Origin of the sequence: Curtobacterium sp. MMLR14_006, assembly GCF_001864985.1 — a bacterium.
In the GTDB taxonomy this organism is placed as follows: domain Bacteria; phylum Actinomycetota; class Actinomycetes; order Actinomycetales; family Microbacteriaceae; genus Curtobacterium.
In genome coordinates, this window is record NZ_MJGU01000022.1 from 26,299 (window position 1) to 47,578 (window position 21,280).

The 21,280-nt window shown below is 71.8% G+C and carries 25 protein-coding genes; 15 read left to right on the top strand and 10 right to left on the bottom strand.

Translation table 11 applies throughout. The annotated features are described in order from the left end of the window. Positions 1–20: 20 nt before the first annotated feature. Both BIU94_RS09125 and BIU94_RS09130 read left to right on the top strand, forming a co-directional pair. Positions 21–1,034, top strand: coding sequence for a Gfo/Idh/MocA family protein (locus tag BIU94_RS09125; RefSeq protein WP_071257964.1), 1,014 nt, complete (start codon positions 21–23; stop codon positions 1,032–1,034). Beyond that, positions 1,031–2,059, top strand: a complete 1,029-nt coding sequence (locus BIU94_RS09130) for a Gfo/Idh/MocA family protein (protein WP_071257966.1) — start codon at positions 1,031–1,033, stop codon at positions 2,057–2,059. The genes BIU94_RS09125 and BIU94_RS09130 overlap by 4 nt, the downstream gene beginning before the upstream one ends. A gap of 35 nt (positions 2,060–2,094) precedes the next feature. Here the strand turns inward: BIU94_RS09130 and BIU94_RS09135 are convergent, their stop codons facing one another. Next, complete coding sequence (locus BIU94_RS09135) at positions 2,095–2,733, bottom strand: ATP-binding cassette domain-containing protein (protein ID WP_254782963.1); 639 nt, start codon at positions 2,731–2,733, stop codon at positions 2,095–2,097. A gap of 50 nt (positions 2,734–2,783) precedes the next feature. On the opposite strand from BIU94_RS09135, the gene aztB reads away from it, so the two are divergent. From aztB to BIU94_RS09155, 4 genes are read left to right on the top strand one after another with little or no spacing between them, the layout of a single operon-like run. Continuing rightward, the gene (gene aztB / locus BIU94_RS09140; protein WP_071257969.1) at positions 2,784–3,683 is read left to right on the top strand and encodes a zinc ABC transporter permease AztB; all 900 of its coding nucleotides are present in this window, start codon (positions 2,784–2,786) and stop codon (positions 3,681–3,683) included. Beyond that, positions 3,680–4,873: a hypothetical protein gene (locus BIU94_RS09145; protein ID WP_071257971.1), complete on the top strand. Its 1,194-nt coding sequence runs from the start codon at positions 3,680–3,682 to the stop codon at positions 4,871–4,873. Before aztB ends, BIU94_RS09145 begins: the two co-directional genes overlap by 4 nt. 17 nt (positions 4,874–4,890) lie before the next feature. Continuing rightward, entirely contained in the window at positions 4,891–5,775 is an 885-nt protein-coding gene (locus tag BIU94_RS09150) for a metal ABC transporter substrate-binding protein (protein ID WP_139196017.1), read from the top strand. 26 nt (positions 5,776–5,801) lie between these two features. Further along, a complete protein-coding gene (locus BIU94_RS09155) occupies positions 5,802–6,971 on the top strand; it encodes a hypothetical protein (protein WP_071257975.1) in 1,170 nt (389 codons plus the stop codon). A gap of 92 nt (positions 6,972–7,063) precedes the next feature. Here BIU94_RS09155 and BIU94_RS09160 read toward each other — a convergent pair whose 3' ends face one another. Then, positions 7,064–7,420, bottom strand: a complete 357-nt coding sequence (locus BIU94_RS09160) for a VOC family protein (protein ID WP_071257977.1) — start codon at positions 7,418–7,420, stop codon at positions 7,064–7,066. Between the two features lie 173 nt (positions 7,421–7,593). Between BIU94_RS09160 and BIU94_RS09165 the strand changes: the two genes are divergently transcribed. Beyond that, complete coding sequence (locus BIU94_RS09165) at positions 7,594–8,055, top strand: DUF4383 domain-containing protein (RefSeq protein ID WP_071257980.1); 462 nt, start codon at positions 7,594–7,596, stop codon at positions 8,053–8,055. A 198-nt stretch (positions 8,056–8,253) separates the two neighbouring features. After that, positions 8,254–9,075, top strand: coding sequence for an aldo/keto reductase (locus BIU94_RS09170; RefSeq protein ID WP_071257982.1), 822 nt, complete (start codon positions 8,254–8,256; stop codon positions 9,073–9,075). A 58-nt stretch (positions 9,076–9,133) separates the two neighbouring features. Here the strand turns inward: BIU94_RS09170 and BIU94_RS17825 are convergent, their stop codons facing one another. The 3 genes from BIU94_RS17825 to BIU94_RS09185 all read right to left on the bottom strand — a co-directional run bounded on the left by BIU94_RS17825 (position 9,134) and on the right by BIU94_RS09185 (position 10,751). Then, positions 9,134–9,514: a HEAT repeat domain-containing protein gene (locus BIU94_RS17825; RefSeq protein ID WP_071290521.1), complete on the bottom strand. Its 381-nt coding sequence runs from the start codon at positions 9,512–9,514 to the stop codon at positions 9,134–9,136. 276 nt (positions 9,515–9,790) lie between these two features. Next, entirely contained in the window at positions 9,791–10,066 is a 276-nt protein-coding gene (locus BIU94_RS09180; protein WP_139196363.1) for a hypothetical protein, read from the bottom strand. A 208-nt stretch (positions 10,067–10,274) separates the two neighbouring features. Beyond that, complete coding sequence (locus tag BIU94_RS09185) at positions 10,275–10,751, bottom strand: DUF4265 domain-containing protein (RefSeq protein ID WP_083404721.1); 477 nt, start codon at positions 10,749–10,751, stop codon at positions 10,275–10,277. Between the two features lie 253 nt (positions 10,752–11,004). Between BIU94_RS09185 and msrA the strand changes: the two genes are divergently transcribed. From msrA to BIU94_RS09205, 4 genes are all read left to right on the top strand, one after another. After that, complete coding sequence (msrA, locus tag BIU94_RS09190) at positions 11,005–11,526, top strand: peptide-methionine (S)-S-oxide reductase MsrA (protein ID WP_071257994.1); 522 nt, start codon at positions 11,005–11,007, stop codon at positions 11,524–11,526. A gap of 147 nt (positions 11,527–11,673) precedes the next feature. Next, positions 11,674–12,582: a polyphosphate kinase 2 gene (gene ppk2, locus BIU94_RS09195; protein ID WP_071257997.1), complete on the top strand. Its 909-nt coding sequence runs from the start codon at positions 11,674–11,676 to the stop codon at positions 12,580–12,582. 84 nt (positions 12,583–12,666) lie between these two features. Beyond that, a complete protein-coding gene (locus BIU94_RS09200) occupies positions 12,667–13,200 on the top strand; it encodes a hypothetical protein (RefSeq protein WP_071258000.1) in 534 nt (177 codons plus the stop codon). After that, on the top strand, positions 13,200–13,721 hold the full coding sequence (locus BIU94_RS09205; RefSeq protein WP_071258002.1) for a DUF6611 family protein: 522 nt from the start codon (positions 13,200–13,202) through the stop codon (positions 13,719–13,721). Before BIU94_RS09200 ends, BIU94_RS09205 begins: the two co-directional genes overlap by 1 nt. A 20-nt stretch (positions 13,722–13,741) precedes the next feature. Here the strand turns inward: BIU94_RS09205 and BIU94_RS09210 are convergent, their stop codons facing one another. Continuing rightward, complete coding sequence (locus tag BIU94_RS09210) at positions 13,742–14,554, bottom strand: phosphatase PAP2 family protein (RefSeq protein WP_071258004.1); 813 nt, start codon at positions 14,552–14,554, stop codon at positions 13,742–13,744. Between the two features lie 308 nt (positions 14,555–14,862). Here BIU94_RS09210 and BIU94_RS09220 point away from each other — a divergent pair, with 308 nt between their 5' ends. From BIU94_RS09220 to BIU94_RS09230, 3 genes are read left to right on the top strand one after another with little or no spacing between them, the layout of a single operon-like run. Continuing rightward, a complete protein-coding gene (locus BIU94_RS09220) occupies positions 14,863–15,384 on the top strand; it encodes a hypothetical protein (RefSeq protein ID WP_071258008.1) in 522 nt (173 codons plus the stop codon). Continuing rightward, a complete protein-coding gene (locus BIU94_RS09225; RefSeq protein WP_139196364.1) occupies positions 15,381–16,121 on the top strand; it encodes a hypothetical protein in 741 nt (246 codons plus the stop codon). The genes BIU94_RS09220 and BIU94_RS09225 overlap by 4 nt, the downstream gene beginning before the upstream one ends. Next, a complete protein-coding gene (locus BIU94_RS09230) occupies positions 16,118–16,378 on the top strand; it encodes a hypothetical protein (protein ID WP_071258015.1) in 261 nt (86 codons plus the stop codon). Before BIU94_RS09225 ends, BIU94_RS09230 begins: the two co-directional genes overlap by 4 nt. 121 nt (positions 16,379–16,499) lie before the next feature. Here the strand turns inward: BIU94_RS09230 and BIU94_RS09235 are convergent, their stop codons facing one another. From BIU94_RS09235 to BIU94_RS09250, 4 genes are read right to left on the bottom strand one after another with little or no spacing between them, the layout of a single operon-like run. Beyond that, positions 16,500–17,426, bottom strand: coding sequence for a hypothetical protein (locus BIU94_RS09235; RefSeq protein WP_071258017.1), 927 nt, complete (start codon positions 17,424–17,426; stop codon positions 16,500–16,502). Further along, entirely contained in the window at positions 17,423–18,544 is a 1,122-nt protein-coding gene (locus BIU94_RS09240; RefSeq protein ID WP_254782962.1) for a zinc-binding dehydrogenase, read from the bottom strand. The genes BIU94_RS09235 and BIU94_RS09240 overlap by 4 nt, the downstream gene beginning before the upstream one ends. Position 18,545: 1 nt before the next feature. Then, positions 18,546–19,595: an ABC transporter permease gene (locus tag BIU94_RS09245; RefSeq protein ID WP_083404722.1), complete on the bottom strand. Its 1,050-nt coding sequence runs from the start codon at positions 19,593–19,595 to the stop codon at positions 18,546–18,548. Then, positions 19,592–21,262 carry a sugar ABC transporter ATP-binding protein gene (locus BIU94_RS09250; RefSeq protein ID WP_083404723.1) on the bottom strand — a complete coding sequence of 557 codons (1,671 nt, stop codon included), beginning with the start codon at positions 21,260–21,262 and terminating at the stop codon, positions 19,592–19,594. The genes BIU94_RS09245 and BIU94_RS09250 overlap by 4 nt, the downstream gene beginning before the upstream one ends. Between the last annotated feature and the right edge of the window lie 18 nt (positions 21,263–21,280).

The following is a 21,280-nucleotide window of genomic DNA, read 5'->3' on the forward strand; positions in this document are numbered from 1 at the left end:
CACCCCGCGAAGGAGCTCCGATGCCCCCGACCCCGCCCCGGATCGGCCTCGTCGGCGCTGGCGGCATCGCCCGTGCGCACCTGCCCGGCCTGCTGCGCCTCGGCCCGGTCGTCGTCCAAGCCCAGGGCGGTGCCGACGAGCTCGCCGCGGCCTTCGGTCCCGACGCCGCGGCCGCCGGGTCCTCGATCACCGTCGTGGACTCGCTCGATGCGCTGTTCGACGCGGTGGACGTCGTCGACGTCGTGACCCCGACCGCGACGCACGCCGAGGTGGTCCGCGCGGCGCTGGCCGCCGGCAAGGACGTCGTGTCCGAGAAGCCGCTCGCCCGCACCGACGCCGACGCGGCGGACCTGGCGGAGCGTGCGCGCGACGCCGGCCGACAGCTCTACCCGGCCCACGTGGTGCGGTTCTTCCCCGCGTACGTGCGCCTCAAGGAAGCCGTGACCACGGGCCTCCTCGGCGACCTGGCGGTGCTGCGGTTCGTCCGCTCCGGGGCCTTCCCGCTGCACGCGCCGTGGTTCGCGGACCGGACACTGTCCGGGGGCATCGTGATGGACCAGATGATCCACGACCTCGACGTCGCCCGCTGGGTCGCCGGCGAGGTCGTCCGGGTCTCCGCGGTCGGCACGCGGAGCGGCACCGTCGCCGAACCGGTCGAGGCGGCGCACGTGCTCCTCACGCACGCGTCCGGGGCGATCACCCACGTCGCCGGGATCTGGGGGCCGCAGCACCTCGGCTTCACGACGGAGTACTCGGTGACCGGCACGGCCGGCAGCCTGTCGCACTCGTCCCGCGCCGAGCAGGACTCGGTCGCCGACCTGGCGACGCCCGAGGCACTCGACGGCTTCCTGCCGCAGGTCGACCCTGCCGACGACCCCTACGGCGCCGAGCTACGCGAGTTCCTCGCCGCGTTCGCCGGGGGTCCGCCCCCGCGGGTGAGCGCGGACGACGGCGTCGCGGCGGTCCGGCTGGCGAACGCGGCGCTCGAGTCGCTCGGGACCGGGCAGCCGGTGTCGCTCGAGGTGCCCGCGTGACCGACCTCAGGATCGCCGTGCTGTCCTTCGCGCACACCCACGCGATCGGGTACCTCACCGCCCTCGCCGCGATGCCCGGGGTCGAGGTGCGCGGTTCCGACCCGGACGGCGTCAGCACCGGTGGGTCGCTCGTCGAGCTGCGCGGCCGCGACCTGGCCGACGAGCTCGGCGTCGCCTACGTCGACACGTACCAGGAGCTCCTGGCCTGGCGGCCGGACGCCGTCGTCGTGACGAGCGAGAACGCCCGGCACCGGGAGCTCGTCGAGGCCGCCGCGGCCGCGGGTGCGCACGTGCTGTGCGAGAAGCCCCTCGCCACGACGTGGGAGGACGGCATCGCGATGCGCGACGCCGTCCAGGCGGCCGGCGTGCTGCTCATGGTCGCGTACCCGGTGCGGTTCACCTCGGCGTTCGGCAGGCTCCGGGCGGCCCACGAGTCCGGCGCCCTCGGGCAGCTGTTCTCGATCCGCGGTGCGAACAACGGCATGCTCCCGCTCACCCGGTCCTGGTTCACCGAACCGGAGCTGTCCGGCGGGGGCGCGATCGTCGACCACGTCGTGCACATCGCGGACCTGGTCGAGGGCCTGACCGGCTCGGCACCCGTCTCGGTGACGGCCGTCGCCAACCGCACCCTGCACGCCGCGCGCGCCCGGGCCGAGACCGCGGGGCTCGTGACGGTCACCTACGAGGACGGCGTCGTCGCCGGCATCGACTGCTCGTGGAGCACGCCGGACACCTCGGCGGTGTGGGGCGGGCTGACCCTGGACGTCGCGGGCACCGGCGGCACGATCGCGACCGACTTCTTCGGCGCGGCTGCCAGGGGCACCGCCGCCGCGACCGGGCTGCCCATCGAGTCGCGGTACGGAGCGGACCCCGACACGGCGATGCTCCGCACGTTCGTCGACGCGGTCCGCTCCGGCGAGCAGCCGCAGCCGGACGTGCACGTCGGACTCCGGACGCTGGCGGTCGTGCTCGCCGCCCAGGAATCGGTGGCCACCGGCAGGACGGTGGCGGTCCGGAGCGAGTAGCCCCGCCCCTCCGCCCCGGACGGGCGGCACGCGGGTCAGCCGAGCGTGACGACGCGGTCGGCCGCGGCGATCGCGACCGGGTCGTGCGCCGCGTGCACGACCACGACGCCGCTGGCTGCCTCGTCGGCGAGCGCCGCCACCACGAGCGCCGCGGAGTCGGCGTCCGCCCCCGCGGTCGGCTCGTCGACGAGCAGCACCCGCGCGCGCTGCGCCAGGCCGAGCGCCACGAGCGTGCGCTGCCGCTGTCCGCCGGAGAGCTCCTCGACCGGGCGGCCGGCCAGGTCCGTGATCGCCATCCGCTCGAGTTGCGCGTCGACGACGGCCCGGTCGCCGCGCCCGAGGGGCCGCCACCACGTGCGGTGCCGCCACCGCCCCATCGTCACGGCCGCGCGGACGGTGAGCGGCAGGGTGGTTGGCGGCACGGACTGGGTCACGTAGGCGACGCCGTCGGCCGGGAGGCCCGTCACCCGTCCGCCGGACGGCGTCACGACCTGCGCCACCACGTCGAGCAGCGTCGACTTGCCGGAGCCGTTCGGACCCGTGAGCGCGGTCACGACCCCGGCCGCGAAGGTCACGTCGACGCCGTCGAGGACGGTCCGGTCACCGCGGACGGCGGTCACCCGGTCGAGGTGGACGCCGGAGGTCCGGAGGTCGTTCGGAGCGGTCGAGGGCACCTGAACACGCTATCAGTATCGATAGTCGTTTTCATGTAGCGTCTCGGACCGTGACCTGGCTGACCGATCCGTTCTCCGTCGACTTCATGGTGCGCGCCCTCGTCGGCGGCGCCCTGGCCGCGGTCCTCTGCGCCGTGGTCGGCACCTGGGTGCTCGTCCGGGGCATGGCGTTCCTGGGCGAGGCGCTGTCGCACGGCTTGCTGCCCGGCGTCGCGGTCGCCACCCTCACCGGGATCCCGGCCGTGCTCGGCGCCGCGGTCAGCGCCGGCGTCATGGTCCTCGGGGTCGGGGCACTGCGCCGCCGTGCCCGGTTGTCGTACGACACCTCGATCGGGCTGCTCTTCGTCGGCATGCTCGCCCTCGGGGTCATCATCGTGTCGTCCTCGCGCTCGTTCGCCACTGACGTCACCGCGATCCTGTTCGGCGACGTCCTGGCGGTCACCCGCGCCGACCTGGGCGGACTCGCGCTCGCCGTGGCCGTGGCACTCGCCGTGGCGGTCGGGTTCCACCGGCCGTTCACCGCCCTGGCCTTCGACCCCCGCAAGGCCGCCACGCTCGGACTGCACCCGCGGGTGGCCGAGGTCGTGCTCATCGGCCTCGTGACCCTGGCGGTCGTCGCCTCGTACCGGGCCGTCGGCACCCTGCTCGTCGTCGGCCTGCTGCTCGCGCCCGCCGCAGCCGCACGCGCGTGGACCCGGCACGTGGCCTCGACGATGCTGCTCGGCGCCGGCATCGGCACCGCCGCCGTCCTCGTCGGCCTGCTCGTCTCGTGGCACGCCGGCACCGCCGCGGGCGCGAGCATCGCCGCGGTGGCCGTCGCGAGCGTCGTCGCGTCGCGAGCGGCCGCATCAGCCGTCGTCGCGCTGCGACACACCCGGACCCCGGCACCGGCGCGCGCGGCCGCGCCGACAGCACCACGATCCGCCGCACCGTACCGAGAGGGAGCATGACGCACTCGACCACCCGACGCGCACCCGCGCGCCCCCTGTCCACCATCGGCCTGGCCACCGGCCTGGCCCTCACCGTGACCGCCTGTTCCACGGGCACCCCGTCGGCCGACGACGCGACCGCGAGCGCACGTCCCCACGGCTACGTCGAAGGGGCGAGCGAAGCCCAGGAGCCGCAGGTGCGCCTCCTGGCCGTGTCGGCGACCGGCGAGACGGCGCTGCACGACCTGCTGACCGAGGAGTCCACCGAGCTCGACGGGGTGGACGCCCCCGAGCACTCCGCCACCGACGGCCGGTTCCTCGTGACGAGCGACGGCGACCGCACGACGATCGTCGACGGCGGCGCGTGGACGGTCGACCACGGCGACCACACGCACTACTACGCTGCCGAGCCCCGCGTCGTCGGCACCGTCGACGGCGGCGGTCCGGTCGAGGTGCACTCGTCCGAGACCACGACGACGCTGACGTGGCCGGACCGCGGCGAGGCCGTGGTGCTCGACCGCGCGGCCCTCGGCCAGGGCGAGGTCGACGAGACTGCACGGGTCGACGCCACGGTCCTGCTGCCGGTGGGCGAGCAGCTCGTCGCCGCCCAGGGCGACACCGTCCGGGTGCTCGACGCGGACGGCCACCCGGTCGACACCGCAGCGGGCGGCGAGCAGGCCTGCACCGACCCGGCCGGCGGGATCCTGACCCGTGCAGGAGCCGTGGTGGGCTGCGCCGACGGCGCGGTCGTCGTCGACGACGCCGGGCAGACGTCCTTCGTGGACCGGCCCGGCGACGCCGAGCGTCCGACGGCGTTCGCCGCACGCGCCGGCCGTCCGACGGTCGCCGGGCTGGCCGGGGACACCGGCTTCTGGCTGCTCGACGTGCGCGAGGGCTCGTGGCGCCACGTGCCGACCGAGCGCCCGCTGCGCGCCGTGGTCGCCGTGGACGACGAGGACGAGCACGTGGTCGGGGTCGACGCCGACGGCCGGGTGGTCGTCGTGACGCCGGACGACGGCACAGCCGCCTCGACCGAACCCCTCATCGACGCCGGTGCCACTCCGTTGCTGCAGCTCGACGCCCAGCGCGCGTACCTGGCCGACCCCGCCGACGGCACGGTGCACGAGATCGACTTCGCCGACGACGCCCGCGTCGCCCGCACCCTCGAGCTGCCGGTCGCACCTGCCGCCTTCGCGGAGGTCGGGCTGTGAGGGCGACGACGCGACTGCTGACCGCCGTGGTCGTCACCGCGACGCTCGCCGTCACGACCGCCGGGTGCACCGCCGCCGGCTCGGACCGCCCCCTCGTCGCCGTGACCACGAACATCCTGGGCGACGTCGTGTCCGAGGTGGTCGGGGACCGGGCCGACGTCATGGTGCTCATGCCGCCGGGTGCCGACCCGCACTCGTTCGAGGTCTCGGCGCAGCAGGCAGCACGCCTGCGGAGCGCCGACCTGGTGGTCGAGAACGGCCTCGGGCTCGAGGAGGGCGTCGCCCGGCACGTGCAGGCCGCGGCGGAGGACGGCGTGCCCGTGACCACCGCCGGCGACGCCGTCGAGGCGCTCGACTGGACCACCGAGGACGACAGCGGCACGGACCCGCACTTCTGGACCGACCCGGCACGGATGGTCGACGTCGTCGAGGCGCTCGACGCGGACCTGCGCGCGGTCGGCATCGAGCCGGCGGGCACCGACGCCTACCTGGCCGAGCTGCGGGACCTGGACGACGAGATGACGACCGCGCTGGCCACGGTGCCCGAGGACCGTCGGGCCCTCGTGACGAACCACCACGTGTTCGGGTACCTGGCCGACCGGTTCGGCTTCCGGGTCGTCGGCGCGGTGATCCCGAGCGGCACGACGCTCGCCTCGCCGAGCGCCGCGGACCTGCGCGACCTCGCCGACGCGATCGAGACGGCGGGGGTCCCGACGATCTTCGCCGACGCCTCGCAGCCGGCACGACTGGCCGAGGTGCTCGCCGAGGAGGTCGACGTGCACGTGACTGTCCGATCGCTCGCGACGGAGTCGCTGACCGAGGACGGCGCCGCCTCGACGTACCTCGGCATGATGCGGTCGAACACCGCGGCGATCGTCGACGGCCTGTCGATTCGTAAATGAGAATGAGAATCAATACAGTGTCATCCATGACCTCACCGAAGAACCTGCTGGCCCCGGCCGCCCTGCTCGGCGCCGCCGCCCTGGCCCTGACCGGCTGCTCCTCGAGCCCGGCCGCCGGCGACCGCTCCCCGACCCCCGCGGCCGACGGCACGCGCATCACGCTGACCTACGACGGCGGCCTGCTCACCCTCGACGACGACCTGCGCGTGGTCGCCGACGACGCGATCGACGGCTTCACGCGCGTCAACCCCGCCGGTGACGGCCGCCACGTGCTCGTCACCGTGCCCGAGGGCTTCCGGGTCCTCGACACGCAGGCCGAGCCGGCCCTGACCGACGCGGTGTTCCCCGCCGACACCGGCGGCCACGCGGTCGTGCACGGCGACCGGACGGCGCTCTTCGCCGACGGCACCGGCGACGTCACGACCTTCGACCACACCGAGCTCGACGGGGCCGACCTGCCCGACGTCGAGACGACGAAGTCCGAGGCCGCCCACCACGGCGTCGCCATCGAACTCGAGGACGGCACGCTCCTGACGACCATCGGCACCGAGGAGAGCCGCTCCGGCGTGCGCGCCCTGGACGCCGACGGCGAGGAGATCGCCCGCTCCGAGGCGTGCCCCGACGTGCACGGCGAGGGCGCGGTCTCGGGCGAAGTCGCGGTGTTCGGCTGCACCGACGGTGCCCTCGTCTACGCGGACGGAGCGTTCGAGAAGATCGACGCCCCGACCGAGTACGGCCGCACCGGCAACCTGTTCACCACCGAGGGTTCGTCCGTCGCGGTCGGCGACTACAACGACGACCCCGACAGCGAGGGGTACCTGCTCGACCAGGTCGCCCTCATCGACGCCGCCTCGGGGGAGTACACCGTCGCGGACATGCCCGACGGCGTCGGCTTCACCTTCCGCGACCTCGCACGCGGCCCCGGCGACGAGGCCGTCGTGCTCGGCTCGGACGGCGCCCTGCACACCTTCGACGAGACGACCGGCGAGCAGCTCGAGTCGTTCCCCGTGATCGCCGCGTGGGAGGGCCCGGCCGAGTGGCAGGACGCCCACCCCGCACTGAAGGTCGCCGGTGACGTCGCCTACGTCACCGACCCTGCCGAGCAGAAGGTGCACGCGGTCGACCTGACCACCGGAAAGGTCATCGCCTCGAGCGACGAGCTGCCGGGCGTGCCCAACGAGATCGCGGTGGCGTAGCACCGGAACGAGCCCGAACCGGACGGGAGGCCCGTGGCGGCGTCGCCACGGGCCTCCCGTCCGTCCGTGGGTGCGTCCTGCACCCGTCCGGGTCAGCCCTGCGGCGGCGAGTAGAGCTGCAGGTCATTGCCCTCGCTGTCCTTGAAGGGGATGATCTTGCCCCACGGGTGCTCGCTGATCTCGCCCTGGATGTCCGCGCCGCGCTCCTTGAGCGAGGCGACCTCGTCCTCGATGCTGCCGTCCGGCTGGAACGTCACGACCGCTCCCCCGCCGCTCGACGAGGTGGCCGACTCGCGGCTGTTCAGCCCGATCATCAGGCCGTTCGCGTCGATCTCGCTCCAGTCGTCCGACTGGTCCTTCACCGTGAGACCGAGGGTGTCGCGGTAGAACGCGACCGCACGCTCCATGTCGCTGACCGGGACCCAGACTGCTGCCACTCCACTTGCCATGGTGTTTCCTCTCGTCGTGGTGTGCCGTGGACGGTAGGCAGTTCCCGTGCACGCCGGCACAGGCTCGGTGTCCCCCGAACGCGGCGTCGAAGACACTGCAAACCGACCGGGGAAGCGCTCCGAATGTCATGTGTGCCGCACTCCGCGGCGCGCACGAGAAAAGAGGGCTGATCATGACCAGCAGCGCAGCAAGCACCCGCACCGGCTCCGGCGCGACGTGGACCCAGCGGGGCGCGTTCGTCTTCGGTGTCGTCTTCCTGATCGTCGGCATCGCCGGCTTCATCCCCGGCCTGACCATGGACATGGGCACGATGTCGATGGCCGGCGACGGCTCGATGGCACTGCTCCTGGGCACGTTCCAGGTGTCCGTCCTGCACAACATCGTGCACCTGCTCTTCGGCATCGTCGGGCTCGTCGCGGCCCGCCGCGCAGCGTCGGCCCGCCTGTACCTGCTCGTCGGCGGCATCATCTACCTGGTGCTCTTCGTCTACGGCCTCTTCACGGCCGGCATGACCAGCGGCGCGAACTTCGTGCCGCTGAACAGCGCGGACAACGTGCTGCACGCCTTCCTCGCCGTCGCGATGATCGTGCTCGGCCTGGTCCTGCCGCGGATCGGTGCGCGCACCGCGCGCTGACCCACCAGCGCGACCGACAGACCGACGGGAGGCCCGTGGCGACACCGCCACGGGCCTCCCGTTCGTCGTCTGCGTGCGTCCGCGCCCCGGCACGGGCATCGCGCCCGCGTGAGCCGGGGCGCGATGCCCGCACGGGGGCGCGGTACGCCAGCGGCGCCGCTCCACGCCCCGTCGCAGCCACGGCGTACTGTCCGCTGCATGCCCGCACTCACCGACACGTTCACCATGTCCAACGGTCTGCACATCCCGAAGATCGGCTTCGGCACCTGGCAGATCCCGTCCGGCTCCGAGGCGTACGACGCGACGAAGACCGCGCTCGACCTCGGCTACCGCCACATCGACACCGCCCTGGCGTACGGCAACGAAGCCAGCGTCGGCGAGGCCGTCCGCGACAGCGGCATCCCCCGCGACGAGGTCTTCATCACCACGAAGCTGCCGGCCGAGATCAAGACCGCCGACGGCGCCCGCGAGGCCTTCGAGACCTCGAGCCGCAACCTCGACCTCGGCGGAATCGACCTGTACCTCGTGCACGCGCCGTGGCCGTGGAGCGACATGGGCAGCGACCACCGCGAGGGCAACGTCGAGGTGTGGAAGGTCCTGGAGGAGGTCTACGACGCCGGCCGCACCAAGAGCATCGGTGTCTCGAACTTCGCCGTCGCGGACCTCGAGGACCTGCTCGGCCGCACCGACGTCGTCCCGCACGCCAACCAGATCCGCTGGTTCATCGGCAACACCCAGGACGAGACGACCGCGTTCGACCGCGAGCACGACATCCTGACCGAGGGCTACTCCCCGCTCGCCACCGGCGGCCTGCTCGAGAACGGCCAGATCGCCGAGATCGCGGCGAAGTACGACAAGACCGTCGCGCAGGTCGCGATCCGCTACCTGCTCGAGAAGGACGTCCTGCCGCTGCCGAAGTCCACGACCCCGTCGCGCATCGCCGCGAACGCCGACGTCGACTTCGTGCTCGCCGCCGAGGACGTCGCCGCCCTCGACGCGCTCGAGGACACCGCGAACTGACGCGACCCCACCGACGGATCGGAGGCGCGGTGCCAGCTGGTACCGCGCCTCCCGACCGTCACGCGGCTGGCTTCACCTCGAGCTTCCGCAGTCCGAGCGCTGCCTTCTTCCGCACCCACGGACGGTCGTCGGCCAGCTTCTCCTCGAACGCCGCCCGCGCCCGAGGATTCGGCCGCTTGCTCAACGCGAACACCGCGTGACCGCTGACGTCGTGGTCGTCCATGAGCTGCAGGAGGACGTCGACCGCTTCCGGCCGCTTCGACTTCCCGAGCGCGAGGGCCACCATCTGCCGTGCACGTCCGAACTCGGGATCGAGCACGAGCGCTGCCACGTCGTCGAAGTAGTCGTCCACGTACGCGGTCTCGATGGAGTCCCCCACCGCCCAGCGCGTGCCCGCCTCGTCGGGGAAGCTCCGGAACGCCTCGATCAGCGCGGGCATCGCCGTGCCCTTCGCGGAGGGATTCGTCAGCGTTCGCACGACTGCCCGCTGCCTCGCCGGTGTCCGGACCCTCCGTAACCACTCGATCAGCAGCGGTACCGCGTCCTTGTACCGGACAGGGGCCTGAGCGAACGCAGACAGGCTCGGGAAGTCGTAGCCGAGCTCGCGCAGGTCGGCGAGGATCGCCGAAAGCTCGGCGGCTTCGTCTGGAGTGAGCGGCATCAGGTCCTCGGGAGCGTGGGGCGGCGAGTTCGCTTCACGAACTGCTGTGCCGCCTCAGGCATGCGAGAACTCGATGCGGAAGCGGAAGTCCTCGAAGTCGACGTCGCCCAGTCCGTTGCTGCACCGAACGACCATCGAGTCGACCTCCTGCTCGACGATCATGCCGAAGTTCCCCGTCCATGCGTCCTCCGAGCCGTACGGGGAGCGCCAGACGTTCCACACCCGCATCCGCTCGAGGTTTGACGGGTCGTCGACCGCGAACTCGATGACCGGCGGTGCCGTATCCGTCCAGAGCCGGAAGCCGCTCCCGCTCAGATGGTTGATCGTCACCGTCGACCCCTCGACGTCGAGCGCCATTCCTTGGTCTCGATCACCACGGGCCGTCTCGAACACGACCCGTCCCCGTGCGATCCCGGGCGGAAGGTCGAGGATCGCCCAGACCGTCGTACCCCGCAGATCGATCGACGCTGCTCCAGCTTGCCGGAAGCGCTCCTCCATGAAGATCGACACGAAGAGCAGTCTCCTGCAACGAGCGGGGTCAGAGCCAGCCGGTCTCGTAGGACAGGAACCCCGGACGTTGCAGAGCGTCCAGTTCCTCTCGGACAGCTGCAAGGCCCTGGGCGCCCTCGACCGCGAACGCGACCAGACGTCCGCGCGTTTCCACGAGCGCGTCATTCCGCTGCAACAGCCCCAGGAGTGCGGCGGTTGCGTCATCACTCTCGACGAATGCTCGGAGCACCCAGAATGCGCTTCGTTCGACAACTGCAGTCGGCGTGAGACCGACTCCGTCACGCTCCTCGAGACGCACTCCATCACCGAGCGACCAGCCGTACGTGAAGAACGGGATGCAGCAGAGCTGGTGGGTGCCGTCACCGAGGTCCCGGAAGAGGAGCTGCTCGAATCGCAGAGGACTCGTCGGATCTTCAGAGATCAGCGCGTCAGCAACGAAGTCGACTCGGCCCGCCCACACCGGATCGGGGTGCAACGCCCATCGAGCTGGATCGGGTGCAGTCATCCGACCTGCTTCGGCAAGGCGTCACGAACACACGGGCGCTGGGCCTCGTCGTGCACGGATGACCGCTTCATGTGGCCTGACCGTACCGCAGGGGTCACATGGAGCACGAACTCGTAGGGTCGAGTCGTACCGACCGCACACCCGGGTGGGTCCGCGCCCCACCGAGGACCCGACGACGGGAACAGATCGTCCCTGTTGCCGGTTGCACCACACGGTGCCGCAGCCAGTGGCACGACGACCTCAGGAGGCCACCATGACCACCACCGAAACCGCCATCCTCGCCGGCGGGTGCTTCTGGGGAGCGCAGCAGCTCCTCCGTCGCCGTCCCGGCGTCATCAGCACCCGCGTCGGCTACTCGGGCGGCGACACCCCGAACGCGACGTACCGCAACCACGGCGACCACGCCGAGTCGGTCGAGATCGTCTTCGACCCGTCGGTGATCTCGTACCGCGACCTGCTCGAGTTCTTCTTCCAGATCCACGACCCGTCGACGAAGGACCGCCAGGGCAACGACGTCGGCCGCAGCTACCGGTCGGCGATCTTCTTCACCTCGCCCGAGCAGGAGCAGGTCGCGCGCGACACGATCGCGGACGTCGACGCGTCGGGCATCTGGCCCGGCAAGGTCGTCACCGAGGTCGAGCCCGCGGGCGACTTCTGGGAGGCCGAGGAGGAGCACCAGGACTACCTCGAGAAGTACCCCGCCGGGTACACGTGCCACTTCGTGCGCCCCGGCTGGAAGCTGCCGCACCGCGACGAGGCGACCGCGGCGGTCTAGGGACAACCCACTGACGGACGGGAGGCGCGGNNCCGCGCCTCCTGTCCGTCGTCCCTCCGACCGCTCCTCCACCGCGCTGACACGTCCGGTTCGGCAGCTGTCGGGTCGGCGAGGCCAGGATGGGGTCACCGCACCGAGGGAGACACCGTGGACACAGCGCCGTACTCGCAGCCGATCCGGGAGTACATCGAGCAGCTCCGGACCGAGGGCTACCGCGTCGCCGACGGCCACACCGCCGATCCGGACCTGATCGACCCGCACGGCAACCCGGTGCTCACCTGGCGTGACGACTACCCCTACGACGAACGCCTGCCGCGCGACGAGTACGAGCACGCGAAGTACCTGCTGCAGATCGAACTGCTGAAGTGCCAGTACTGGCTCGAGGACACCGGGCAGAAGGCCGTCGTGCTGTTCGAGGGCCGCGACGCCGCGGGCAAGGGCGGCACCATCAAGCGGTTCACGGAGCACCTCAACCCCCGCACCTCGCGGGTCGTGGCGTTGAGCAAGCCGAGCGAGCGGGAACGCGGCGAGTGGTACTTCCAGCGGTACGTGCAGCACCTGCCGTCGTCGGGCGAGATGGTCCTGTTCGACCGGTCCTGGTACAACCGTGCCGGCGTCGAGCGGGTGATGGGGTTCTGCTCCGACGACGAGTACGAGTCGTTCATGACCCAGGTGCCGCAGTTCGAGCGGATGCTCGTCGACTCCGGTGTGCACCTGACGAAGTTCTGGTTCTCGGTGACCCGGCGCGAGCAGCGGACCCGGTTCGCGATCCGCCAGCTCGACCCGGTGCGCCAGTGGAAGCTGTCCGACATCGACCTGCTCTCGCTCGACCGGTGGGACGACTACACCGAGGCGAAGAACGCGATGTTCACCCGCACCGACAAGCGGTACGCGCCGTGGACGATCGTGCGGTCGAACGACAAGAAGCGGGCGCGGTTGAACGCGATGCGGTACTTCCTGACGCAGTTCGACTACCCGGACAAGGCCGTCGACGTGATCGGCAAGCCGGACCCGCTGATCGTCCGCCGCGGCAAGCGGGACGTCGACGTGGAGTAGGCGTTCCGTCAGGAGTCGCGGGCCGGCCGTTCGGGTTCCGTCAGCGCCCTTCCCCGGCGCCGTGGCGCGCGCGAGCGTGTCCGTGTGACCCTGACAGCGATCCTGCCGACGCTCCGCGCGTCCGTCCCCGATCCGGTGGACCCCTTCCTGTGGCCCGCGCACACGGTGCCCACGACCGACGACGTCCTCGTCGCCGCGATCTCGATGGTCCGGCTCGCCGACCTCGCCGGCACCCCGTGCGTGCACACCGCCGAGCAGTCCCCGCCCCGGTACCGCCCGCGCGACTGGGCACCGCGCGACGTCAGCGTCGCGGTGGCGTCGGTCACCCGCGTCCGGCGGCCCCGCCCCGGCGTGGTCCTGCTCGAGCTCGACGCCGTGCTGCCCCGCTGCGCCGTCCTCGAGCAGGTCCGGCTCATCGGCCGCACGAGCACCGCGCCGCTGTCGACCGTGTACGTCGTCACCCGGTGCGACGGCGAGACCGACGGCCCCTTCCACCGCCTGCCGACGCCGCTGCCCGCGGACGTCCGGGCCGGCGACCTGGTGTGCTTCCCGTGCCTCGCCACGGTGCGGCACCGGGACGTCGTCGAGCCGGTCCGCGCCGAGGTCGCGGAGGCCTGATGTCGACGTCGGCGGTCCCCCTGCGCTCCCGGTCGCTGCCCGGCCCGCACCTGTGGGGCTGGTACTCGGTGCGACCGGTCAGCCGTGCGATGTGGAGCTCACGGACGCTGACGGTGTTCCCGCCGGGGACGACCCCGGCGGAGTGCTGGCGGTTGCGCGCCTGGCACGCCTGGCCGGCCCTCGGCGCGCTGTTCGTCGTGGTGGTGCTCGCCGTGACCGTCGACCGACCGGGTCCGGGGATCATCATCGGGCTCGTGCTCTACGCCCTCGGGTTCGTCGTGCTCGACCGGGCGACCCGGACGCTGCGCCCCCGGGTGCGGACGCTCACCGTGACGACCTTCCACGGGGGCGACCGACCAGCGGTGCACGGCGACGAACGGCTGCTGGCCGGGTCCCTCGACGCGTTGTCGATCCTGGAGCGGGCACTGCGTGCGCACCGGATCGGCCCGGTCGACTTCGAGCTCGTCTGGGCCGACGTCTGGGACGCGCTCCCGGCTCCGGGGTCACCGGTCGGCCGCTGACCCGGGCCGGCAGCGGTCGGTCACTCGTCGACGGAGTCGTCGTCCTGGGTGCTGAGGTACAGGCGGTGGCTGGTGATAATCATCGACAGCCACCCCGCGCCGGTCACCCACCCGACGGCGACGTCGGTGAACCAGTGCGCCCCGAGCAGCACCCGCGACAGCCCCACCGTCGCCGCCGTCCCGGCCGCACCGCCGATGATCGCGACCTGCGGGGCGGTGCGCTCCTGCCGCAGGGCCAGCAGGTACGCGAGCGTCCCGATGATCGTCGTCGTGTTGAGCGTGTGCCCGGACGGGAACGACGGCGACGTCTCGAACGGCGGGATCGCGTCGCGGCGCCGCGGGCGGTTGCGCTTGATGAGGTCCTTGCCGAGCAGGGTCATCGCGAGCGAGCCGGCACCGGCCGCGAGCAGCACCGTGACCGGGCTCGCCCGACGGTCCCGGATCGCGAAGGCCGCCGCCGACCCGAGCGTCAGGGCCGGCATCGCGACCGGGCCGAACACGTGCGCGATGGTCGCGGCCACCCCGTTGGCCAGCGGGGAACGCAGGCGCTTCGCCCGCTCGAGCGCCGGACGGTCCAGGCTCTGGATCCCGTCCCGTCCGGTGACGCCGTCGTAGATGTACGCAGCGCCCGCCGTCGCCGCGACCGCGATGCCGCCGCCGACCGCGAGGGTCGTGACGAGTGCTCGCCGGGCGCCGATGCGCCGGGCGACGGAGCGGTGCCGCTCCGCCAGGCGCTGCCCGGGGCGGCTGCGCCACTCGGTCAGGTCACGGCGGCCGATGCGTCGGTCGTGGGGTGTGGGCGCGGAGGAGGCAGGGGTCGAGGGGTCGGTCACCGTGCCAGTCTGACCCTCGGTGGTCAGCAGTGCCGGAGTGACGGTGGACGACGAGGGCCTCCGCGACGGTCGCGGTCGCGGTCGCGGTCGCGGTCGCGAGCACGGTGCCGCTCGGAACGACGACCTCGGCGCTCACGACCGCACGGACCAGTGCCACTCCGGCCTGACGGCCTGTTCTGGTCATGACTCGGTCAGCGGAACGATCACCGGAGCATCTGTGGGAGCAACAAAGCTTCACCACTTCCCCTCGTGGAACACATATGTTAGAACTTCAGACACCAACAACGAGGTTTTGGGAGGGCAACGACATGTACGAGCGCAAGGGAACGACGATGCTCCTCGGGAGCGCCATGGCGGGGGTCTTCACTCTGGGGATCCTCGTGCCGGCGGCAGCCGCTGCCGCAGCCGAGCCTGAGCGCAGTGGTCCGGTGGTCATGGACGAGATGAAGCCGGGAACGCCGATCGTGGACGGGCGAACAGGCCAGGTGAGCAGTTCAGATGCTGCAGGGTCTCCGCTCGGCACGGTGGACTGCGGTGGGGTCGCGTGGGCGCCCCCCGGAGCAGTCACGTGGGGTCCGGAATCACGAGGGAAGTGCGGGCTCGCGGGCTTTCCCGGGTACAAGGCCGGGTACGCATTCGCCATCGCGCCCGGTTCCAACACACACGCGTGCGTGCAGGGCCTCGGGTACTCCAGCGGAAAGGGCAAGTGGTACAGCGTCGGCTGCGGCTCTTCCGGCAGGACCACGGTGAGCTGGGGGAACGTCCTCGCATACCAGAAGGGGAAGGCGAGGTCGCAGACCGGTCTCGGCGGCTTCATGAAGTGGTGGTGAGCTTCCGTATGAAGCGGCGCGGATGGGCGATCATGACCGTCTGCTCCCTTGTGATGGTCGCCGTCGGCGGCGTCTGGGCAGCCGACAACGTCCCTGACAGGGGTCGTCCCACCGGTCACGCAACAGCCGCGGCACGCACCGCGGAGGGAATCCTCGGAGAAGTGGGGTGCTCGGCGCGCCACGTCATCGCCGATGACATGTACCAGTACCCGAGCATGCGCGAGGTCGACTGCGTACTGCGCGACGGTGCGATCCTCAGCGCCTCTACCTTCACGACCCGCGCCGCTGCACTCCAGAACCTCGCCACCTGGCAGCTGGCCGGGTCGGATCGCTGGGCCGTCGTCGGCTCGAACTGGTTCGCCGTCGGCCCCCGGAAGGTGGTCCACAGGATCAGCCAGCGCTTCCCTGACGCAACCCTGCCGACACAGGAGCTCCCGGAATCATCAGCTCCATCGGATGCGCTTGCCGCTCGAACAGACTGCGTACAGAGCGCAAGCGCGTTCCTGACCTCTCGGATCGCGGAACCAGAACGGTGGCGGAACGACCGACCGACCGTTGACGTCCTGTACCCGGGCCTCACGGCAGTCATCGACAGCCTGGACATCGATCGAGCAGCGTTCGACCAGATCGGTGCCACTGACACCCCCGAGTTCGAGGCTTGGTTCGCATCGTTCGCACCCGCGATCAAGGACTACTGCCGCACTCCACCCCAGATCACCAGCGAGGACCTGCCATGAACACTCTCATCACTGCTCGCCGGATCGCCGTGACCGGAGCGGTCTTGTTCGGCATCGGCGTCGTCCTTATCCTCGTCATCGACCAACCGCTCTACCTGGGAACGCAGGCGATCGACGTGGGCTTGGGATGGGGCGTCAGCGTCGGCTTCATCGTGAAGTACACAGCGTTCGGTCTCGGCCTCGTCCTCATCGGCGTGAGTCCGATCGCCTGGATGATCGAGACACGGTTCCCGGCTGGCCCCCGCCCAGAGGAGTGAGCGCTCGCTGCACCCTGCCGGAGCAACAGCGCGACCAGGCTCGACGGTTGCGACGGTCTCCACGGGAACCTGCTCGGGACACCGTGCCAGCACCTGACCGAGATCGTGCGCACGGTCCCGGTCAGGTCGCCGGTCGTATCCACCACAGGATCACGGTGGTCCTCGATGTCCCCGGAGCCAGCGGGCTCCGGCGCCCGAGCACCTCGAGCTCGGCCAGGTGCGCGTCGGGCTGCAGGTCCTCGAGTGCGGCGATCGGTGCGGCGACGGGGCGCTGCAGCCACACCTCGAACCGCGCGCCGCCGTCGGGGTACTCAGCGCCGTCGGGATGTTCAGCGCCGTCGTCCGGCTCCTCGGCCGCGGCGAGCGCGATCACGGTGCCCGAAGTTCGGCGGTACCCGACCGAGCGCCCGGCGCGGTAGCCGCGCTTCGCCACCCCGGTGCCGACGGGCAGCACCACGCCGTCCGGGCCGCCGCGCCCCTGCACCGCGCCCTCCCACGTGCCGAGGTCGAGCTCGTCCGCCGGACCCGCGCCGTCGACGACGACCGTGCCGCCGTCCTCGGTGCGGACCTGGCAGACCTCCCACGGCGACCAGTGCGTGGTCCGGTCACCCTCGTTCGTGAAGGTGATCCGTTCCTCCAGGCCGCCCGTGACGAGCGCGAACGCGCGCTCGATCCGCAGACCGGTGCGCACGTCGGAACCGCTGCGCAGGGAGACGGTGGTCGGCGTGTGTCCGAGGACGTCCCAAGGGCCGGCGTCGAGGACGGGGTCCGGCGGACCCGCCCACTCGTCCGGTCCGCTCCACCCCTGCGGCGCGGGCCAGGTCTTCGAGCCGCCGACGTTCGCCCACGTGCTCATCCCGCCGTCGCCGCGTGGCCAGGTCGCGACGGGCACGACGGGGCGCAGGTCGGCGTCCACCAGTGTCGGGTTCTGCCAGAGCAGTTCCTCGTCCCCGACCCGCAGTGAGAGCAGGCGGCCGCCCCGCGTCGGTGCGAACACCGCGCGGAGCGATCCGTCGCCGATCGTGACGAGCGGGAGCGGGTCCGTCACCGCTCGGGAGCCGTGCTCGGGACGAGCACGACCTTGCCGGTGGCACCGGCGGCTGCGATCCGGTAGCCCTCGTCGGCGTCCGCCAGGTCGAGCCGGTGGGAGACGACGACCTCGGGGTGCAGGCCGCCGTCGGCGAGCATCCGGGTCACGTCCTCCATGCCCTGCAGCGAGGTCACCCAGGACGCCGTGAGTGTGAGCTGCTTGTGCAGCAGGGTGTCCGACACCTCGGTCTCGAGTCGGCCGCCCTCGCCGATGAGCCCGACGCGACCCCACTCCGCCGCTGCCTCGACCGCGGTGGACCGGCCCGGCGTGGTGCCGGAGCAGTCCACGGTCACCTGGCAGCCGACGCCGCCGGTGAGTTCGAGGATCCGGTCGACGGCGTGCTCGTCCGCCGTGACGACGTCGTCGACGAGCCCGGTGGACTCGACGAACGCGATGCGCTCCGGGCTCCGTTCGACGCCGATGACCCGGCGGGCACCGAGCATCTTGCCGAGCATCGCGGCGGCGAGGCCGACGGGGCCGAGACCGACGACGAGCAGGTCCTCGCCGCCGTGCACCCGGGTGCGGACGAGCCCTTCGTACGCGGTGCCGAACCCGCACGCGATGAGCGCACCGTCGACGTACGTCAGGTCGCCGAGGAGCGGCACGAGCGTCGACTCGTCGGCGAGCACGTACTCGGCGTGCCCGCCGTCGCGCTGCCAGCCGTACGAGGCCTTGTGGGGCTGGTCGGTGCAACTGATGAAGTAGCCGCTGCGGCAGTTGCGGCACCGGCCGCAACCCTGGATGTGGTAGACGATGACGTCGTCGCCGACGCCGAACCGGGTGACGCCGGGCCCGGCGGCGACGATGCGGCCGGAGGGCTCGTGGCCGGCGACGACGCCCTTGTAGGCGGGCGCGCCGTCGAGGCCCTTGTGGGTCTTGTAGCCGCGGTAGATGAAGCCGATGTCGCTGCCGCAGATGCCGGACGCGCCGACCTGCACGAGCACCTGGCCGTGGCCGGGGACCGGGACGGGGACCTCGCGCAGCTCGGCGGTCGCGTCCCCGGGCAGGAAGGCGCCGTGCATGGTCGTCGTGTCGGTGTCCATCGAGTCCGTGTCGATCGTGTCGGTGGTGGTCATGTCAGTCGTCCTCTCGGGCCCCGCGGCGGCGGGACAGGGTCACGTTGAGCAGGACCGCGAGCACGATGATGACGCCGCGGACCACGTTCTGCAGGAAGGAGTTCACGCCGAGCAGCACGAGGCCGTTGCCGATGAGCGTGATGAAGACGACGCCGAGGAAGGTGCCGATGAGGCTCCCCCGTCCGCCGGTCATCGCGGTGCCGCCGACGACGACGGCGGCGATCACGTCGAACTCGAGCCCGTTCGCGGCGGTCGAATTGCCGGAACCGAGGCGGGCGGTGAGCAGCACGCCGGACAGCGCGCCGAGGAAGCCCATGATCGCGAAGAGCGAGATCCGCACGCGGCGGACGTCGATGCCGGCGAGCCGTGCCGCGGGGGCGTTGCCACCGACCGCGAAGACCGACCGGCCGAACGAGGTCTTCCGGGCGATGAACCCGAACACCAGGAACGCGAGGATCATCACGATCGCCGGCGTCGGGATGCCGAACAGGTCGCCGTTCAGGAAGTCCATGATCGGGTCCGAGTCGGGGATCTGCACCGGCAGGGCGTTGGTCACGAACTGGGCGAGTCCGCGGAGCACGCTCCACAGCCCGAGCGTCGCGATGAACGACGGCACCGCGAAGCGGGCGCGGAGGACACCGGCGACGGCACCCCACGCGGTCCCGATCGCGAGGGTGACGATGATCGCGACGATCGTCGGCAGGCCCCACTGCGAGATGCCGGACGCGACGACGACGCTCGACAGCGCCACGGCCGGTCCGGTGGACACGTCGATCTCGCCCGCGATGATGACGAGCGTCATGCCGGTCGCGGCGACGCCGATGAGTGCCGCGTCGCGCAGGAGTCCGCTCTGGTTGGCGGCGGAGAAGAACCCGACGGCGTTGAACGTCAGGTAGGCGTAGAGCAGGACGATCGCGACGAGCAGGCCGACGATGTTGACGAGGGTGGTGTTGCCCCCGATCGACCGGCGCACGCGGGTGAACGCGTTCGGACGGTCGTCGCCGGGTCCGTTCTTCGTCGTGCCTCGGGGGGTCTCGACGGTGGTGGTCATGATGGGTCCTTCACTCGGTGGACGTCGACGTCCGTCGCGGTGGTGTGGTCGGGTTCGGGGCGGGAGGACGCAGGCACCACGGAGTCCACGGGGTCCGCGGTGGCCGCGGTGGCCGCGGTGGCCGCGGTGGCCGTAGTGCCCGCAGGGTCACCGGCGCCGTACGCGCCCATGGACGCGGCGAGGACGTCCGGCACGGTGACGTCCGGGGCGGTGAACTCCTCGCGGATCCGGCCGCCGCGCAGCACGAGGACGCGGTCACAGGCGAGCGGCAGTTCCTCGGCCTCACTCGAGACGAAGACGACCGCCTTCCCGCTGTCCGCGACCTGGCGCATGATCTCGTAGATCTGGGCCTTCGCCTGGACGTCGACGCCGCGGGTGGGTTCGTCGAGCAGGAGCACGTCGCTGTCGGCGTGCAGCCACCGGGCGATGACGGCCTTCTGCTGGTTGCCGCCGGACAGCGTGTTGATCGGGCGCGACAGGTCGTCCGCCTTGATCGCGAGCCGCTCGCCGAGCGCCTTCGTGGCCGCCCGGATCCGGCCGGTGGCGAGGAAGCCGCCGGCCGAGACGCGCTCCCAGTCCGACATGACGATGTTCTCGTCGATCCCCAGGCCGGGGATGATGCCGGTGCCCTTCCGGTCCTCCGGCGTCATGCCGACGCCGAGCTGCCGCATGCGGCGGGGCGTCGGGCGTTCCTCGACCGTGCCGCGGATGCGCACCGTGCCGGAGCGGATGCGGTCGTACCCGGCGATCGCGCGGAGCAGCTCGGTGCGTCCGGTGCCGAGGAGCCCGGCGATCCCGAGCACCTCGCCGGCGCGGGCCTCGAACGTCACGCCGTCGAGCTTGGGCGCGAGGACGAGGTTCTCGACGCGCAACAGGACCTCGCCGTCCGTACGGGCCTGGCGGACCGTCGTGGCCGACTCGAGCGCCTCACCGAGCATGAGGTGGATGATCCGGTCCGTGTCGGCGCCGGCGATGTCGATGGTCTCGATGACCCGGCCGTTGCGCATCACCGTGGCGGTGTCGGCGATCTGCCGGATCTCGTCCATCCGGTGGCTCACGTAGAGGACCGCGACGCCCTCGGCCGACAGTCGCTGCACCGTCGCGAGGACGATGTCGACCTCGGCGGTGGCGAGCGCAGACGTCGGCTCGTCGAGGATGAGGAGCTTCGGTTCCTCCTGCACCGCGCGGGCGATCTCGACGATCTGCTGCTCGGCGAGCGTCAGCGAACTGACCACCGCATCGGGGTCGATCGCGGCGCCGAGCCGCTCGAGGGTCGCCCGCGCCGACCGGACCATGCGGCGCCGGTCGATGCCGAACGGCCCGGTCGGCCACTTGCCGAGGCTGAGGTTCTCGGCGACGGTGACGTCCCGGATGAGCGAGAGCTCCTGGTAGCAGGTCGCCACGCCGCGGCGGCCCGCCTCGGTGACGCCGCCGGTGAGCGGCTCACCGTCGACGACGACGCTGCCGGCGTCCGGCCGCTCGACGCCGGAGAGCAGGCGGATGAGGGTTGACTTGCCGGCGCCGTTCTGGCCGAGGAGCGCCCGGACCTCGCCGGGTGCGATCGCGAAGTCGACGTCGTCGAGCGCGAGCACCCCCGGGTACTGCTTGCGTGCTCCGCGCACCTCGGCGATGGCCGTCCGGGTGGCAGGAGGCGGTGGTGTCGTCATCGACGGACCTCTCGTGGG

Excerpts from the sequence above, each read along its gene's own strand:
- BIU94_RS09145 (WP_071257971.1), top strand. The coding sequence starts at position 3,680 with ATGACGCACTCGACCACCCGACGCGCACCCGCGCGCCCCCTGTCCACC.
- BIU94_RS09205 (WP_071258002.1), top strand. The coding sequence starts at position 13,200 with ATGTCGACGTCGGCGGTCCCCCTGCGCTCCCGGTCGCTGCCCGGCCCG.
- msrA (WP_071257994.1), top strand. The coding sequence starts at position 11,005 with ATGACCACCACCGAAACCGCCATCCTCGCCGGCGGGTGCTTCTGGGGA.
- BIU94_RS09250 (WP_083404723.1), bottom strand. The coding sequence starts at position 21,262 with ATGACGACACCACCGCCTCCTGCCACCCGGACGGCCATCGCCGAGGTG.
- BIU94_RS09165 (WP_071257980.1), top strand. The coding sequence starts at position 7,594 with ATGACCAGCAGCGCAGCAAGCACCCGCACCGGCTCCGGCGCGACGTGG.
- BIU94_RS09230 (WP_071258015.1), top strand. The coding sequence starts at position 16,118 with ATGAACACTCTCATCACTGCTCGCCGGATCGCCGTGACCGGAGCGGTC.
- BIU94_RS17825 (WP_071290521.1), bottom strand. The coding sequence starts at position 9,514 with ATGCCCGCGCTGATCGAGGCGTTCCGGAGCTTCCCCGACGAGGCGGGC.
- BIU94_RS09240 (WP_254782962.1), bottom strand. The coding sequence starts at position 18,544 with ATGACCACCACCGACACGATCGACACGGACTCGATGGACACCGACACG.
- BIU94_RS09155 (WP_071257975.1), top strand. The coding sequence starts at position 5,802 with ATGACCTCACCGAAGAACCTGCTGGCCCCGGCCGCCCTGCTCGGCGCC.
- BIU94_RS09125 (WP_071257964.1), top strand. The coding sequence starts at position 21 with ATGCCCCCGACCCCGCCCCGGATCGGCCTCGTCGGCGCTGGCGGCATC.
- BIU94_RS09245 (WP_083404722.1), bottom strand. The coding sequence starts at position 19,595 with ATGACCACCACCGTCGAGACCCCCCGAGGCACGACGAAGAACGGACCC.
- BIU94_RS09220 (WP_071258008.1), top strand. The coding sequence starts at position 14,863 with ATGTACGAGCGCAAGGGAACGACGATGCTCCTCGGGAGCGCCATGGCG.
- BIU94_RS09160 (WP_071257977.1), bottom strand. The coding sequence starts at position 7,420 with ATGGCAAGTGGAGTGGCAGCAGTCTGGGTCCCGGTCAGCGACATGGAG.
- BIU94_RS09170 (WP_071257982.1), top strand. The coding sequence starts at position 8,254 with ATGCCCGCACTCACCGACACGTTCACCATGTCCAACGGTCTGCACATC.
- BIU94_RS09185 (WP_083404721.1), bottom strand. The coding sequence starts at position 10,751 with ATGACTGCACCCGATCCAGCTCGATGGGCGTTGCACCCCGATCCGGTG.